This is a genomic window from Amycolatopsis rubida (genome assembly GCF_900115345.1).
GTDB lineage: Bacteria > Actinomycetota > Actinomycetes > Mycobacteriales > Pseudonocardiaceae > Amycolatopsis > Amycolatopsis rubida.
Genome location: NZ_FOWC01000006.1, coordinates 304,639 through 317,832, shown reverse-complemented (window position 1 = coordinate 317,832; position 13,194 = coordinate 304,639). Strand labels below are relative to the sequence as shown.

13 protein-coding genes are annotated in these 13,194 nt (G+C 73.0%); 8 read left to right on the top strand and 5 right to left on the bottom strand.

Annotated elements, in window-relative coordinates; translation table 11 throughout:
* Positions 1–15 precede the first annotated feature (15 nt).
* A complete protein-coding gene (locus BM362_RS24275; RefSeq protein ID WP_232791849.1) occupies positions 16–1,062 on the bottom strand; it encodes a ParB/RepB/Spo0J family partition protein in 1,047 nt (348 codons plus the stop codon).
* Between the two features lie 251 nt (positions 1,063–1,313).
* Complete coding sequence (locus BM362_RS24270) at positions 1,314–2,369, bottom strand: class I SAM-dependent methyltransferase (RefSeq protein ID WP_093574653.1); 1,056 nt, start codon at positions 2,367–2,369, stop codon at positions 1,314–1,316.
* A 62-nt stretch (positions 2,370–2,431) separates the two neighbouring features.
* Here BM362_RS24270 and BM362_RS24265 point away from each other — a divergent pair, with 62 nt between their 5' ends.
* Complete coding sequence (locus tag BM362_RS24265) at positions 2,432–3,754, top strand: condensation domain-containing protein (RefSeq protein WP_093574652.1); 1,323 nt, start codon at positions 2,432–2,434, stop codon at positions 3,752–3,754.
* A complete protein-coding gene (locus BM362_RS24260; protein ID WP_093574651.1) occupies positions 3,751–4,935 on the top strand; it encodes a cytochrome P450 in 1,185 nt (394 codons plus the stop codon). The genes BM362_RS24265 and BM362_RS24260 overlap by 4 nt, the downstream gene beginning before the upstream one ends.
* Positions 4,936–4,971: 36 nt before the next feature.
* On the opposite strand, the gene BM362_RS24255 is transcribed toward BM362_RS24260, so the two are convergent.
* From BM362_RS24255 to BM362_RS24245, 3 genes are read right to left on the bottom strand one after another with little or no spacing between them, the layout of a single operon-like run.
* Entirely contained in the window at positions 4,972–6,210 is a 1,239-nt protein-coding gene (locus tag BM362_RS24255; RefSeq protein WP_244287261.1) for a cytochrome P450, read from the bottom strand.
* 26 nt (positions 6,211–6,236) lie between these two features.
* Complete coding sequence (locus BM362_RS24250) at positions 6,237–6,980, bottom strand: class II aldolase/adducin family protein (protein ID WP_093574649.1); 744 nt, start codon at positions 6,978–6,980, stop codon at positions 6,237–6,239.
* Positions 6,977–8,104, bottom strand: a complete 1,128-nt coding sequence (locus BM362_RS24245; RefSeq protein WP_067588400.1) for an LLM class flavin-dependent oxidoreductase — start codon at positions 8,102–8,104, stop codon at positions 6,977–6,979. The genes BM362_RS24250 and BM362_RS24245 overlap by 4 nt, the downstream gene beginning before the upstream one ends.
* 168 nt (positions 8,105–8,272) lie before the next feature.
* Here BM362_RS24245 and BM362_RS24240 point away from each other — a divergent pair, with 168 nt between their 5' ends.
* Genes BM362_RS24240 through BM362_RS24215 form a run of 6 tightly spaced genes read left to right on the top strand, consistent with a single transcriptional unit; the run spans position 8,273 to position 13,150 of the window.
* Positions 8,273–8,914 (top strand): 4'-phosphopantetheinyl transferase family protein, encoded by a 642-nt coding sequence (locus BM362_RS24240; RefSeq protein ID WP_093574789.1) that lies wholly within the window; start codon positions 8,273–8,275, stop codon positions 8,912–8,914.
* Positions 8,915–8,924: 10 nt separating this feature from the next.
* Positions 8,925–9,965, top strand: a complete 1,041-nt coding sequence (locus BM362_RS24235) for a phosphotransferase family protein (protein ID WP_167545412.1) — start codon at positions 8,925–8,927, stop codon at positions 9,963–9,965.
* Positions 9,959–10,936 (top strand): hypothetical protein, encoded by a 978-nt coding sequence (locus tag BM362_RS24230; protein WP_093574647.1) that lies wholly within the window; start codon positions 9,959–9,961, stop codon positions 10,934–10,936. Before BM362_RS24235 ends, BM362_RS24230 begins: the two co-directional genes overlap by 7 nt.
* On the top strand, positions 10,933–12,042 hold the full coding sequence (locus tag BM362_RS24225; RefSeq protein ID WP_067588405.1) for an acyl-CoA dehydrogenase family protein: 1,110 nt from the start codon (positions 10,933–10,935) through the stop codon (positions 12,040–12,042). Before BM362_RS24230 ends, BM362_RS24225 begins: the two co-directional genes overlap by 4 nt.
* Positions 12,039–12,953 (top strand): acyl-CoA dehydrogenase family protein, encoded by a 915-nt coding sequence (locus tag BM362_RS24220; protein WP_093574646.1) that lies wholly within the window; start codon positions 12,039–12,041, stop codon positions 12,951–12,953. Before BM362_RS24225 ends, BM362_RS24220 begins: the two co-directional genes overlap by 4 nt.
* Positions 12,950–13,150, top strand: a complete 201-nt coding sequence (locus BM362_RS24215; RefSeq protein WP_093574645.1) for a ferredoxin — start codon at positions 12,950–12,952, stop codon at positions 13,148–13,150. The genes BM362_RS24220 and BM362_RS24215 overlap by 4 nt, the downstream gene beginning before the upstream one ends.
* Positions 13,151–13,194: the final 44 nt, after the last annotated feature.

Genomic DNA, 13,194 nt, shown 5'->3' with positions numbered 1-13,194 from the left:
CTAAAAGCTGAACGCTCAAGCAGTTGCTTCGCCGCGATCGTCCAGTTCCTCCGCGAACTGCTTCCAGGTCTCCGCGTAACCGCGGGCCACCTCGGCGACCACATTCGTGCAATGCGAGGGCACCGAAGCGGCGAGACTGGTGCATTCGTCACTGGTGAGCGCGTGCACGTCGAGCCAGCGCAGCAACGAGCGGCCGGCGTCGGTGAACCTGAGCGACGGATCCTTTTTCAGATTCTGCAACATGCGCACGCTGTCGTGCACGGCCCGCCGCGTCGCGCCGCGGACGGTGCGCTGCGCCGGCAAACGGTGCGGCGCGACGCCGTCCTCGCCCATTCGCTGGCGGGGAGGCAACGGATCCTCGCCACGGCGGATCCGCTCCCGGACGTCCCGTGCGGTGCCGGTGGAAATACCGACGCTCTGCGCGATTTCCCGCAGCGAGGCGTCCGGGTTCTGCCGGATCATCTCGCTGGCCCGGTGCCGTCCCTCGGCGTGGTTCAACGGCCGCACCCGGCCGTCCCGGCCGACCCGGGCGTGCATCTGCGGCAGGTCGCAACCGACCCGTTTCCGCAGCGCCCCCACGGTTTTCGCGGAGATGCCGGAGGCTTCGGCGACCGCGCGGTCGGACCAGTCCGGGCGCAGTTTCACGATGCGCTGCGCGGCGACCTCGCGTTCCCGCAGGGTCAGCGGCAGCCCGTGCTTGATGTTGGCCTGCACGGAAAGGATGAACGCGGCCTCGGCGCTGCCGCTGAACAAGTACGCCTCGATCCGGTCGGCCCCGCGCAGCGCGGCCGCGCGGACCCGGTGCATGCCGTCGATCACCCGCATGTCCGACCGGTTGACCAGAATCGGCGGGAGGTCCGCCCCGCTCTCCACGAGAGTCCGGGCGTGCTCGAGGTTCTCGCCGCCGAGGCGCGGGCTGTCCGCGGGCAGCAGCGAGCTGATCTCGACCATCCGCTTCTCGCACTGGCCGAGGACCGCGGCGAACGGTTCCACTTCGTTGCCGGGGCACCCGTTGTCCGCTGCGCAGCGGGAAGGCCACAATCGTTCGTTCGAGTCGTGCATGGGCTATTCCCCCAGGAATGAACTCGCCGTGAAACTGCGTCTTACGAGGCGGTGCGGATTCCGCATATCTGCCTCCCCCGGGCCAACTATCCCAAAGCGTCCGCCACCGCGCAAACACCTGCCGACGGCACTCGATGCCACGTTTTCCGCAACCACAAGGAGAAAATACGAGCAATCGGACAATCAGGTGATTGGCGGTACGGAGGCGTCAAGTCACCGTGGGCGCCATCGGAAATATCCGGCCCGCGCGCTTATCGCAACCAGTAAAGCCGGTGCAATGGGTGTTCCACAGAAAGGACCGCGACAGACTGAAACCCTGCGGCGTGCGCATAACCGCGTACGACAGAAGGCCGGATGACCGTGCCCGTTCCGGCCGACGGCCGCTCGGACAACCCGACCGGCAAGCAGTGCAGCACGCTCACCGCGTAGAGAAACCGCTCGACCTCTCCGGCGGGCGCGGCGAACTCCTCGGCCGCTTTCGGCTCCATCAGCAGCACCCCGCCGCTCGCGTGCGCCGCCCGGCGGCACCAGCGCAGGACCTCCACCGGCCGCGCCATGTCGTGCAACGCGTCCAGGACGCACACCAGCGCGTATCCGCCGCCGGGCGCTTCGGCGGGCCCGTCCGCGGCTGCCCGCGCGAAGGCCAGCGTGTCCGGCGCACCGGCGGCGGCCGCGTTGGCCTTCGCTTCGCCCACCGCGGCCTCGTCGGAGTCGAACCCGGTCACCGCGGCTCGCGGATAGGCCCTGGCCAGCGCGATCGACGACCATCCGCTCCCGCAGCCCACGTCGGCGATCCGCGCTCCGCGCACGAGCCTGCGGTGCACCTCCGGCAGCGCGGAACGGATCCAGCCGGCCAGTTCGCCCTCGAACACCGCCCGGTTCAGCTCGGTCTGCGCACCGCGGAAGTCCTCGCCGTACTCGTGGTAGCCGAGCCCGCCGTCCCGGCGGTAGGCCTCGGCGATGCGCGGCAGCACCGGCGCGATCCCGGCCGCCGGAAGCACCGACGCCAGCGCGGGCGGCGGGTCTCCGGTCAGTGCGGCCCGGTGGGCGTCCGGAAGCAGGAACCGATGCTCCGGCGGCTCGCCGGAGACCGTCACGATCCCGGCCGCGGCCTGCTGTTCGAGCCACTCCCGCGCGTACCGGGGCCCGATGCCGGCCCGCCCGGCCAGCTCTCCGGCGGTCAGCGGCCGCCCGCACAGGTGCGCGTAGAGCCCCAGCCGCAGGCCGAGGCCGATGGTCAGCAGCTCGGCGGCGGCGATGCCGGCGGCGAAGAGCCGTCCGGCGAACGCCGCTTCGCCGCTGTTCATCCGCACCTCCCGCGCCGTCCGCGCATTCGATTTTCCCCGAATACTGGCCCTATATTGCCGACATGACTTTTCACGAGGCGCCCGCTTCTATCGGACAACGACTTCTGTGGTTTCTCGAACATTACCGACCGGATACCGCTTCCCTCAATTGCCCGGTGGTATGCAAACTGCACGGCCCACTCGATGTCGGCGAATTGAAAATCGCACTGCGCCGGTTGACAGAACGGCACGAGGCATTGCGCACCACCCTGGTCCGCGACGGCCGGAAACTGGTTCAGCGCATTCACGAAAGCGGCGAGCCGCCGCTGCGCGAGGAGAATCTCGCCGCCGGGGGCGCCGCGGCCCCGGAGACCGCCTTCGACCGGGCGCTGGAGGCCGAACTGCAGGTCCCGGTCGACGTCGGCGTGTGGCCGCTGCGCTGCACGCTCTGGCGGCTCGGCCCGGACGAGCACGCGCTGTGCCTGACCATGCACCACCTGGTGTCCGACGCCTGGTCCTGCGGAATCATTCTGCAGGACCTGATCAAGCTGCTGGACGCGGGCCCGGAAAACGATCCGGAACTGCCGCCGGTCGCATTCCCGTATTCGGCCTTCGCCCACCGCCAGCACGAGCAGGCGAAAAACGGGGGCCTGAAGGCCCATCAGGACTACTGGGTCGGCAAGCTCCGCGACATGCGCCTGGTGCGGCTTCCCGAGACCGGGCGCCACGCGCCCGGAGAGGGCCGGGCGAGCGGCATCGAAACCGCGGTGCTGCCCCCGGAAGTCTTCGGGAAACTGCGCGAAGTGGCCCGCGCCGAACGCACCACGCTGTTCACCGTGATGCTTTCGCTCTACTACCTGCTGCTGGCCCGCACGACCGGTCAGACCGACCTGCCGGTCGCGTCGCTGTTCGCGAACCGGTCCGGGCGAGAGGTCCAGTCCACCGTCGGCTTCTTCGCGAACATGGTGGTGCTGCGCAGCAAGGTCGACCCGGACGCCCCGTTCGCCGAGGTGGTGCGGTCGGTGCGGCCCACCGTCATCGACGGCTTCCTGCACGAGTGCGTCCCGTACCAGATGCTCCCGCTGTCGTTCCAGGACAACGGCGGCCGCGTCGACGACGTCGTCTTCCAGATGCTGCTGACCCCTCCGCCGGGCACGAAGGTGCACGCCAGGGGCGTGGACTTCGAGCTGTACACGCCGGACGTGCTGGGCAGCCGGTTCGGGCTCGAACTCGGCCTGATCCCGCAGCACACCGGCGACTGCCAGGCGATGCTCTTCTACACCACCGACCGGATCAGCCCGCAGTGGGCGAAGGACTTCCTCGCCGGCTACGCCGCCATGGCCGCCGCCGCCGCGGCCGATCCCACCGCCGTGGTCGCCGCCGCGAAGGGATCGGCAGCCCGATGAGCGCACCCGGCATCGAGCGCTACGACGCCGGCCGGATCGCGGCGATGGCCGACCCGTACCCGGCCTACGCCGCGCTGCGGGCCAGCGGGCGGCTGCTGCCCGCGGGCCCCGGCGCCTGGGCCGTCCCGCGCTACGAGGACGTCGCCGCGCTCCTGCGCGACCCGCGGCTCGGGCACGAGTTCCCGGACGTCATGTACCGGCTTTCCGGCGAGCCCGACGTGCTGACCGAGTTCTTCCGCGCCACCGTGCTCAATCGGGACGCGCCGAGCCATCCCGTGCTGCGGCGGGCGATGGCCGCGCTCCTCGCCCCGCGCGCCGTCGCGCGCCTGCGGCCCCGGATCGACGAGCTCGTCGCGCGGCTGCTCGGGGACCTGGCCGGGGCGGGGACCGGCGACCTGGTCGAGGGGCTGGCCTACCCGCTGCCGGTGATCGTCTCCTCCGAACTGCTCGGCATCCCCGCGGCCGACCGCGACCGGCTGCGCCCGCACGCCGTCGCGCTCGGCCGCGCCTTCGGCGCGGGCATCCAGCCCGCCGGGGACCGGGACGCGGCGATCGCCGCCGTGCACTGGCTGCGCGGCTACGTGCGGGGCCTGCTCGAACGCGCGGGCGACGGCCCGCTGTCCGGGGTGCTGGCCGCGGGCCGGGACGCCGGGCTGGCGGCCGCGGAGGTCGTGGACAACGTGATCTTCCTGTTCTTCGCCGGGTTCGACACGACCACGAACCTGATCGCCAACGGCTGCGCCGCGCTGCTGGAGAGCCCCGCGCTGCTGGAGACGCTGCGCGGGGACCCGGCGCTGGCCGAGTCCGCGGTCGAGGAGTTCCTCCGGTTCGAGGCCCCGATCCAGGCGACCGCGCGGGTCGTGCGGGAGCCGGTCGAGATCGGCGGGCGGGTGCTGCGCGCCCGCAGGCTTGTCCTGCTGCTGCTGGCCTCGGCCAACCGCGACGAGCGGCGCTTCGCCGCCCCGGACCGGATCGACCTCGCGCGCTCGCCCAATCCGCACCTGTCGTTCAGCTCCGGCGTGCACCACTGCCTCGGCGCGACGCTGGCCCGGATCGAGGGGGCCGCGGTGTTCGCGCAGCTGGCCGCCCGGCGCGGCAGGTTCGTCCCGGCCGGTCCGCCGCTGCGCCGGGACCACCCCAGCTTCCGCGGTTTCGCCCGGCTGCCGGTGCGCTTCGGCTGACCGCGCCACGTGCAACTGCCACATTTCCGCGTTTGCTCACCCGAACACGAGCGGGAGCGCCTTGATGCCGTTCATGAAGTTCGATTCGAGCCGCACCGTCCCGCCCGCCCGGCGCAGCAGCGGCAGATGCGGTGCCAGCTCCCGCAGGAACGCGATCCCCTCGGCGCGGGCCAGGTGCGCGCCGAGGCAGTAGTGCGGCCCCGCCCCGAAGGCCAGGTGCCGGACGTCGGGGCGGGCCGGGTCGAACCGCTCGGGCCGGGCGAACGCGCGCTCGTCGCGGTTGGCGGAGACGTAGTAGAGGACGACCTTGTCCCCGGCCGCGATCCGGCGGCCGTCGAGTTCGGTGTCGCGCGTCGCGGTCCGGCGGAACTGCATGATCGGCGTGATCCAGCGCAGCAGTTCCTCCACCGCGAGCGCGGGGTCGGCGCCCTCGCGCAGGGCGCGCGGCAGCACCGGGTCGTCCGCGCACAGCTCCAGCGTGCCGGACAGCAGGTGCCGGGTCGTCTCGTTGCCCGCCACCACGAGCAGCAGCCAGAGGTGGCAGAACTCTTTCTCGGTGAGCTTCCGGCCGTCCACGTCCGCGGCGACGAGCCTGCTCACCAGGTCGTCGCCCGGCCGCCGCTTGCGCTCCCGCGCCGCCTCCATCGCGTACGCGAACGCTTCGAAGAAGGTCCGCTGGAACGCCTCGACGTCCCCGCCGCCGTACTCCGGGTCGTCGAAGCCGACCAGGTTGTTGCTCCAGCGGTAGAGCAGGCCGCGGTCCTGCCTCGGCATGCCGAGCAGGTCGGCCAGCACCAGCAGCGGCAGTTCGGCGGCCAGATCGGCCACCGCGTCCGCCCCGCCGGCCGAGACCGCGTCCGCCACCAGGCGTTTCGCGTGCGCCGCGATCGAAGACTCCAGCGCGCGCACCGCTCTCGGCGTGAACGCGCCGGTGGCCGCTTTGCGCAGCTTCGCGTGCTCCGGCGCGTCCATCCCGACCAGCAGCTGGCGGGTCCGGTCGAGGTCCGCGGGCGATTTCGCGTCGGTCAGGAACGGCCCGCCCGCCGCCGAGGAGAACACCTCGGGCGCGCGCGACGCCTCGACCACCGCCGCGTGCCGCGTGACCGCCCAGAACCCGTCGCCGCGCTGCACAACCTCGCCGGCGCGGCCGCGGCGGCGCAGGCTGGCCTCCTCGACCCAGCTGACGGGCTCCTGCGCGCGCAGCCGCGCGAACTCGGCGTGCGGCGGACCGCTCCGATAGGCCGCCGGATCCGCGATCCCGGTCCGTTCGAGCACGTGCACCGCTCCCCTCTCGGGTCAGGTCAGTCCAGGAAATCGGGTTCGGCGCGGACGAGGTCGGCATACAGCGAGCGGAAACTCAGCCGCGCGAGCCAGGGCGCCCCGATGTCGGCTCGCGCGCTCAACGCCGCTTCGCGGCTGACGGTCGAGGGGGTTCCGGCTGCCTCGGCGAGCAACTGCACCTGGCACGCCCGGTCCATCGCGATGAACCACCACGCGGCCTCTTCGACCGAGCCCCCGACGGTGAGGAGACCGTGGTTGCGGAGGATCACCGCTTTGCCCGCCCCGAGCGCCTCGGCGATCCGCGCGCCTTCCTCTTCGGCGAGCACGACTCCGGAATAGCCGTCGAACACCGTGTGGTCCTCGAAGAACGCACAGGCGTCCTGGCAGATCGGCAGCAGCCGGCGGCCGAGGCTGGCGAACGCCCGCCCGTGCAGGGAGTGCGTGTGCGCGGCGGCGACCGTCTCGGGCCGGGCCCGGTGGATCGCCGAGTGGATGGTGTACCCGGCCGGGTTCACCCGGCCCTCGCCCTCCACCACCGCGCCCTCTTCGTCGACCAGCAGCAGGTCGCTGACCCGCACGTGCCCGAAGTGCGTGCCGAACGGGTTGATCCAGAACCGGTCCGGACGCCGCGGGTCGCGCGCGGTCACGTGCCCGCCCACTCCCTCGGCGAGGCCGAACCGGGCGAAAAGCCGCAGCGTCGCCGCGAGGCGCTGCTTGCGGTGCAGCAATTCCTCTTCCGCGGTCCGGGTTTTCGCCGCGGTCATCGGAGCGTGCCGGCCGCGAGCGGAGGCCGCGCCGGGGCGATGTCGTCCTCGGGCGCGGCGAGCACGCCGCGGCGGCGCAGGTGCGGCATGAGGCCTTCGCCGAGCCGGTACGCCTCCTCCAGATGCGGCTGCGCGGACAGGATCAGGTGCTCGACGCCGAGCTCGTGGTACTCGGCGATGCGGTCGGCGACCTCCTCATGCGAACCGACCAGCGCCACCGCGGGCCCTTGCCTGCCGAGGCCGTAGCCGGTCCAGACATTCGGGTGCACCTCGAGCCCGTCGCGGCTGCCCCCGTGCAGCGCGGCCATCCGCCGCTGTCCTTCGGAATCGCTCGCGGCGAACCTCCGCTGGCTCCGCTCGACCAGGCCGGCGCTCATCCCGGCCACGATCCGGTCGGCCTCGGCCCACGCCTGCGCGGCGGTGTCCCGGGAGATGACGTGCATCCGGGTGCCGAACGGAAGCACCCGGCCGGCCGCCGCGGCCTCCGCCCGCACCCGGGCGACCTGCGCGGCCATCCGGTCCGGCGGTTCGCCCCAGGCGAGGTACACGTCCGCGTGCCGGATCGCGGTGCGCATCGCGGGTTCCGAACTGCCGCCGAGGAAGATCGGCGGCAGCGGGTCCGGGCGCCGGATCACCGTCGCGCCCGAAACCCGGTAGTGCTCGCCTTCGTGGTCGACCGAACCGGTCCACGCCCCGCGCAGCACGCTGAGGAATTCCCCGGCCCGCGCGTAGCGTTCGTCGTGGCCGAGGTGATCGCCGTAGCGGCGCAGTTCCTCCGGATCGCCGCCGGAGACCACGTTCAGCAGCAGCCGGCCGCCGGTCAGGCGCTGGCAGGTCGCGGCCATCTGCGCGGTCAGCGTCGGGCTCGCGGCGCCCGGCCGGAACGCGACCATGAAGCGCAGCCGCGCGGTTTCCCGGCTCAGCGCGGCGGCGACGAGCCACGGGTCCTCGCAGAACAGCCCGAACGGCACCAGCGCGCCGGTGAAGCCCGCTTGTTCGGCGGCGCGCGCCACCTGGGCGAGATAGCCGGCGTCGGGATCGCGCCGGACGTTCGCCGCGCCGTCGCGCGCGACGTCCCGGCCGTCGCCGTGTCCGGGGATGAACCAATACAGGTGCAAGGCCATGGAAAACCGTCCCGGTGAAGGAAAAAGTGCCTGCCGCGGCGGTCAGTCGACCATCGCCGGGCCGCCTCGGTCAACCCTGGTTCCCCTGCGCGGCAACGGGTTGCACGGATTGACAGCGCGCGGGCGGGCCGCTTTCACTTGGACCGCAAGCGCTGGGAGGGAGCTCCGTTGATCGAGCACGTTCTTCCCGCCGCCGCGGCCGGGGCGGAGACGACGGCCGACGTCGATCCGTCCGCTTCGGACTTCCTGGAACGCGGGGCGCTGGCGCCGCGGACGCGGCGGCCCCGGCTCGCCGAGTTCGCCACCGGCCGCAGCTGTGCCAGGACGGCGCTGCGGGAACTGGGCGCGCCCGCCGGGCCGGTCGGCCGGGGACCGCACCGGGAACCGCACTGGCCGCCCGGGATCGTCGGCAGCATCACGCACTGCCCGGGCTATCGCGCGGCCGCGGTGGCCCGCGCGTGCCGGGTGCGCGCGATCGGGATCGACGCGGAACCGCACCGCCCGCTCTCGCCCCGGATGTTCGCCCGGATCACCTCCGCGGCCGAACGGCGGGAACTGGCCGCACTGCCCTGGACCGGCGCGCACGTCGACCGGATCGTGTTCTCCGCCAAGGAAAGCGTCTACAAGGCGTGGTTTCCGATGACCGGAGCCGACCTGGGGTTCACCGACGTGCGGCTGAGCCTCGATCCGCTCCGGCGCCGCTTCGTGGTCGAACTGCCCGCGCCGTTCGCGCCCGTACGCGGGCGCTACGCCGTCGCCTGCGGCCGGATCGTCACCGCCGTCGCCGTGCCCGCCGATGGCATCCGCTGAGAGGCGCCGGGTGACCGGCCCGGACGACGTGACCCCGGAATGGCTCGGCGCGGTCCTGCACCGGTCCGCGCCGGGGAGCGTGCTGACCGGGATCACCCGCACCGAGCTCACCCGCGGCAGGCTCGGCCGCTGTGTCCGGTTCGGACTGTCCTGGGACGGGCCGGGCGGTCCGGCGGCGGTGGTCGGCAAATTCCCCGCGGTGGGACCGGTGAGCAGGCAGACCGGGACGATCGGCAACCAGTACGCCACCGAGGTCGGGTTCTACCGCACGCTCGGCGAACGGGTGTGCGTCGACGTTCCCCGGTGCCACGTCGCCGAGACGCACGACGACGGCGGGTTCGTGCTGGTGCTGGACTGGGTGGACGGCGCGGCCGGCGACCAGGCCGCGGGCGCGAGCCTGGCCGAGGCCGAGGCCGCGGTCGACGCGCTGGCCCGGCTGCACGCCCAGTTCACCGGGTCCGCCGAGCTGCCGCCGCCCCCGGATGCCGCCGCGCACCGGCGTGCCGCGGCGCTCTACCAGTTGCTGTGCGACCGGTTCCTGGACCGCTTCGGCGACCGGCTCAGCGCCGAAACCGCGGCGACGGTAGCCCGGTTCAAGCGTTCGGTGCGCGGCTGGACCGCGCTCTGGGAACCGCCGTTCACCTTGCTGCACGGGGATTACCGGCTCGACAACCTGCTGTTCCGGACCGTTCGCGGGCGCCGCTCGGTCACCGTGCTCGACTGGCAGACGATGTCCGCCGGCCCCGGTCCCCGGGACCTCGCCTACCTGCTCGGCGGCAGCCTCGACCCGCAGCTGCGCCGGACCCACGAATCCGCGCTGGTGGACCGGTACGTCCGCACGCTGCGCGCGCACCGGACCGCCGTGCCCGCCGGCTGGCTGCAGCGGACGCTGCGGCTGGGCACGCTGTCCGGCCTGCACATGACCGTCGTCGGCGCGATGCTGGTGGAATCCGGCACGGACGCCGACCGCATGTTCGCGGCGATGGCCGAACGGCACGCCGCGCACGCCGCCGACCACGACGCCCTGCGACTGCTGGAGCCGATGTGCTGACCGACGCCGACGAACGACTCGCGCACCAGATCCCGGAACCGCTGCCGGCGGTGGCAGGCCCGGACCGGCACTGGCGGGAGAGCTACTTCTTCGCCGCGCACCATCCGGAGCGGCTCGGCGACGCACTGGTGCTGACGATGGCGGCCAACCCGGCCCGGCGCGCGATGGACAGCTACCAGATGGGCCGGCTCGACGGGCAGCTGTTCTTCTCCCGCACGTCGCGGCCGTTCGGCGACGATCCGCACACCCCGGTCGCCGGCCCGGTTTCGGTGGAGATCGTCCGTCCTTATCAGCAGATCGTGCTGCGCGCGGGCCCCGGCGCGCGGGGGTTCGGCGGGACGGAGCTGATCTGGACCGCACGGACCCGGCCGTACCTGACCCGCCGCGGCACCCTCGTCGTCGACGGCGCTCCGGTGTGGGACCAGCGCCAGGTCATGCAATCCGGCTGGTTCGACGGCGAGTACGTCAGCTCCGGCCGCACCGTCGCGGTCGAGCGGTGGTGGGGGCAGCGCGACCATTCCTGGGGCATCCGCCGCCACCCGCGCTGTCCGTTGTGGATCTGGCTGGCGGTGCAGCTGCCGGACGGAATGCTCGGCGCCTGGCTGTGGGAGCACGCCGACGGCCGCAGGCACTACCTCGACGGCTGCTGGGCCCCCGACGGGGGCGAGGAGCCGGTGCCGCTCGCGGATCTGCGGTACGACCTCGACTGGCTGGACGCAGCCGGGGAGCCGGTGCGCGGCACCGGCGCCGCACAGCGCGCGGACGGGCTCGGCGGCCGCGTCGTCTTCGTGCTCTCCGACGGCCGCTCGGTGACCGTCGACGGACGAGGGCACTGGATCGCGCCCTACGGTCGCCGAGGCGGTGGCCTGCACCAGGTTTCCGTGCACACCTCCGACGGCCGCGACGGGACCGCGATCTACGAGGTCACCGGCTGTGCCCACCACCGTTTCTTCCCGGAGGGAGCTTCGTGAACCCGGCCGAATCCGAGTTCCGCGACGAGCTGCGACGCTGGCTCGCCGCGATGCCCGCGCCCGCGAAGCGGTCCGCCGGTTTCCCCACCCGGGAGGAGACCCGCGAGTTCAGCTCCGCGCTGCACGCGGCGGGGTTCGCCGGGGTCAGCTGGCCCGTCGAGCACGGCGGGCGCGGGCTGCCCGCGGCGTTCGACGCCGTCGTCGCCGAAGAGCTGGTGCGGGCCGGCCGGGGCGACCACGTGGGGATCATCGGGCTCGGCATGGTCGGCCCGGCCCTTCTCGCCGTCGGCACCCCCGAGCAGCGCAACCGTTTCCTGCCGCGGATCCTGACCGGGGAAACTCTGTTCTGCCAAGGATTCTCCGAACCGGAGGCGGGTTCGGACCTGGCCGCGCTGCGCACCAGCGCGACCGAACGCGCCGGAACGTTCGTGGTCGACGGGCACAAGCTCTGGTCCACCGGCGCGCCGGTCGCCGACCACTGCCTGCTGCTCGCCCGCACCGAACCGGGCTCGCGCGGGCATCGCGGGCTCAGCTGCCTGCTGGTGGACCTGCGCACCGCGGGAGTCACCGTCCGGCCGCTGCGCCAGCTGTCCGGCGAAACCCGGTTCGGCGAACTGCTGTTCGACCAAGTGCCGGTGCCCGCCGACGCGGTGCTCGGACCGGTCGGCGGCGGCTGGCGGGTCGCCATGACCACCCTCGCGCACGAACGCGGCACCTTCGGCGTCCGGCTCGCCGCCGCGCTTTCGGCCGAGTTCGAGGATTTCACGGCCATGCTGCGGCGGCGCGGCCTCGACCGCGACCCGGTGACGCGGGACCAGACCGCACAAGTGTGGACCGAGATCGCCGGGGTGCGCGCGGCCGCGCACCGGGTCGCGGGCGCGGAACCGGGCCCGGAAGCCTCGATCGTCAAGCTTCGCTGGTCGCAGGCCGAGCAGCGGCTGGCCGCGCTGGCGTTCCGAGTGCTCGGCGACGGCGATTCCGCCGATCATGTCCGGTGGCGGCACGCGCGGCTGCGCAGCCGGGGCGCCACTTTGGAAGGCGGGACCTCCGAGGTGCTGCGCGACATCCTCGCCGAGCGGGTGCTCGGCCTGCCGAGGGGACGGTGAACCGGGCCGTGAACGTGCTCGCCGCCGAACACCGCGCGCTGGTCGAAGCCGCGCGCGACCTGCTCGCCAGCTGCCCGGACTGGGCGGCTCTGGTTCGGCAGGGCTGGCTCGACGAGGACCTGAGCCCGGCCGCGCTGGCCGTGCTCGCCCAGGAGAGCGGCACCGTGCTCCTTCCCCAGCCCTGGCTGATCACCGCCGCCGTCGCGCCGCTGCGCCTGGGCCTCCCGGCCGCCCTCGCGCTCAGCGGCTCCGCTACCGGTTCGGCTCGGCTGCGCGGCCGATTCCGGGTGCGGTGGCCGGGCCCCGGCGGCGTGCTGCTGGTTCCGGGCTCCGCGCTGTTCGCGGTCCGCTGCGCCGACGCGGACGCCCGGCTCATGTCCACAATGGACCCCACAAGACCGCTGGCCGAGGTCGCCCTCGAAGACACGCCTGCCGAACGCGTCGCCGCACTCGACGTCGTGCCCGGACTGCACCGCCGCTACCGGACGCTGGCCGCCTGCGAAGCGATCGGGGTCGCGCGAGCCGCGCTGGAGCTGGCGACGGAACACGCGAAGAACCGGATCCAGTTCGGCCGCGCGATCGGCAGTTTCCAGGCGGTGTCGCACCGGCTGTCCGACGTCTACGCTGAGATCGAAACCGCGGCCGCGCTGATCCCCCGGGCGCTCCCCGCGCTCGACGGGGCGAGCGCCGGCGAACCACCGCTGACCGCCCTGCTCGCCGCCGCCTCGGCCGCGGAGCACGCGACCGAGGCGTCCGTCCAGACCCTCGGCGCGCAGGGGTTCCTCGCCGACCATCCGATCGCGGCGCTGTACCGGCGGGCCCAGTCCTTCGCCGAGCCAGGCCTGCACGCCGAACTGGCCGAGCTGATCCTGGACGAGAACAGCCGAACCCGAGGAGGAGAACCGAGATGAAGGTGGAGATCGACGAGCGCCGGTGCTGTTCAGCAGGCCAGTGCGCGGTGCTCGCCCCGAATGTCTTCGACCAGCGCGAAGACACCGGCACCGTGGTGCTGCTGACCGCGAATCCTCCCGCAGAACACCACGACGCGGTGCGCGACGCGGCGGAATCGTGCCCGGGCATGGTCATCACGATCCACGAAGACGGCTGAGGGAAGGATCAGCAGCTGTGCGCTGAGCTTGCTGGTCAACCAGT

Bases quoted from the DNA above. Each gene is read 5' to 3' on its own strand.
- BM362_RS24275 (WP_232791849.1), bottom strand. From the start codon at position 1,062: ATGCACGACTCGAACGAACGATTGTGGCCTTCCCGCTGCGCAGCGGAC.
- BM362_RS24270 (WP_093574653.1), bottom strand. From the start codon at position 2,369: ATGAACAGCGGCGAAGCGGCGTTCGCCGGACGGCTCTTCGCCGCCGGC.
- BM362_RS24265 (WP_093574652.1), top strand. From the start codon at position 2,432: ATGACTTTTCACGAGGCGCCCGCTTCTATCGGACAACGACTTCTGTGG.
- BM362_RS24260 (WP_093574651.1), top strand. From the start codon at position 3,751: ATGAGCGCACCCGGCATCGAGCGCTACGACGCCGGCCGGATCGCGGCG.
- BM362_RS24250 (WP_093574649.1), bottom strand. From the start codon at position 6,980: ATGACCGCGGCGAAAACCCGGACCGCGGAAGAGGAATTGCTGCACCGC.
- BM362_RS24245 (WP_067588400.1), bottom strand. From the start codon at position 8,104: ATGGCCTTGCACCTGTATTGGTTCATCCCCGGACACGGCGACGGCCGG.
- BM362_RS24215 (WP_093574645.1), top strand. From the start codon at position 12,950: ATGAAGGTGGAGATCGACGAGCGCCGGTGCTGTTCAGCAGGCCAGTGC.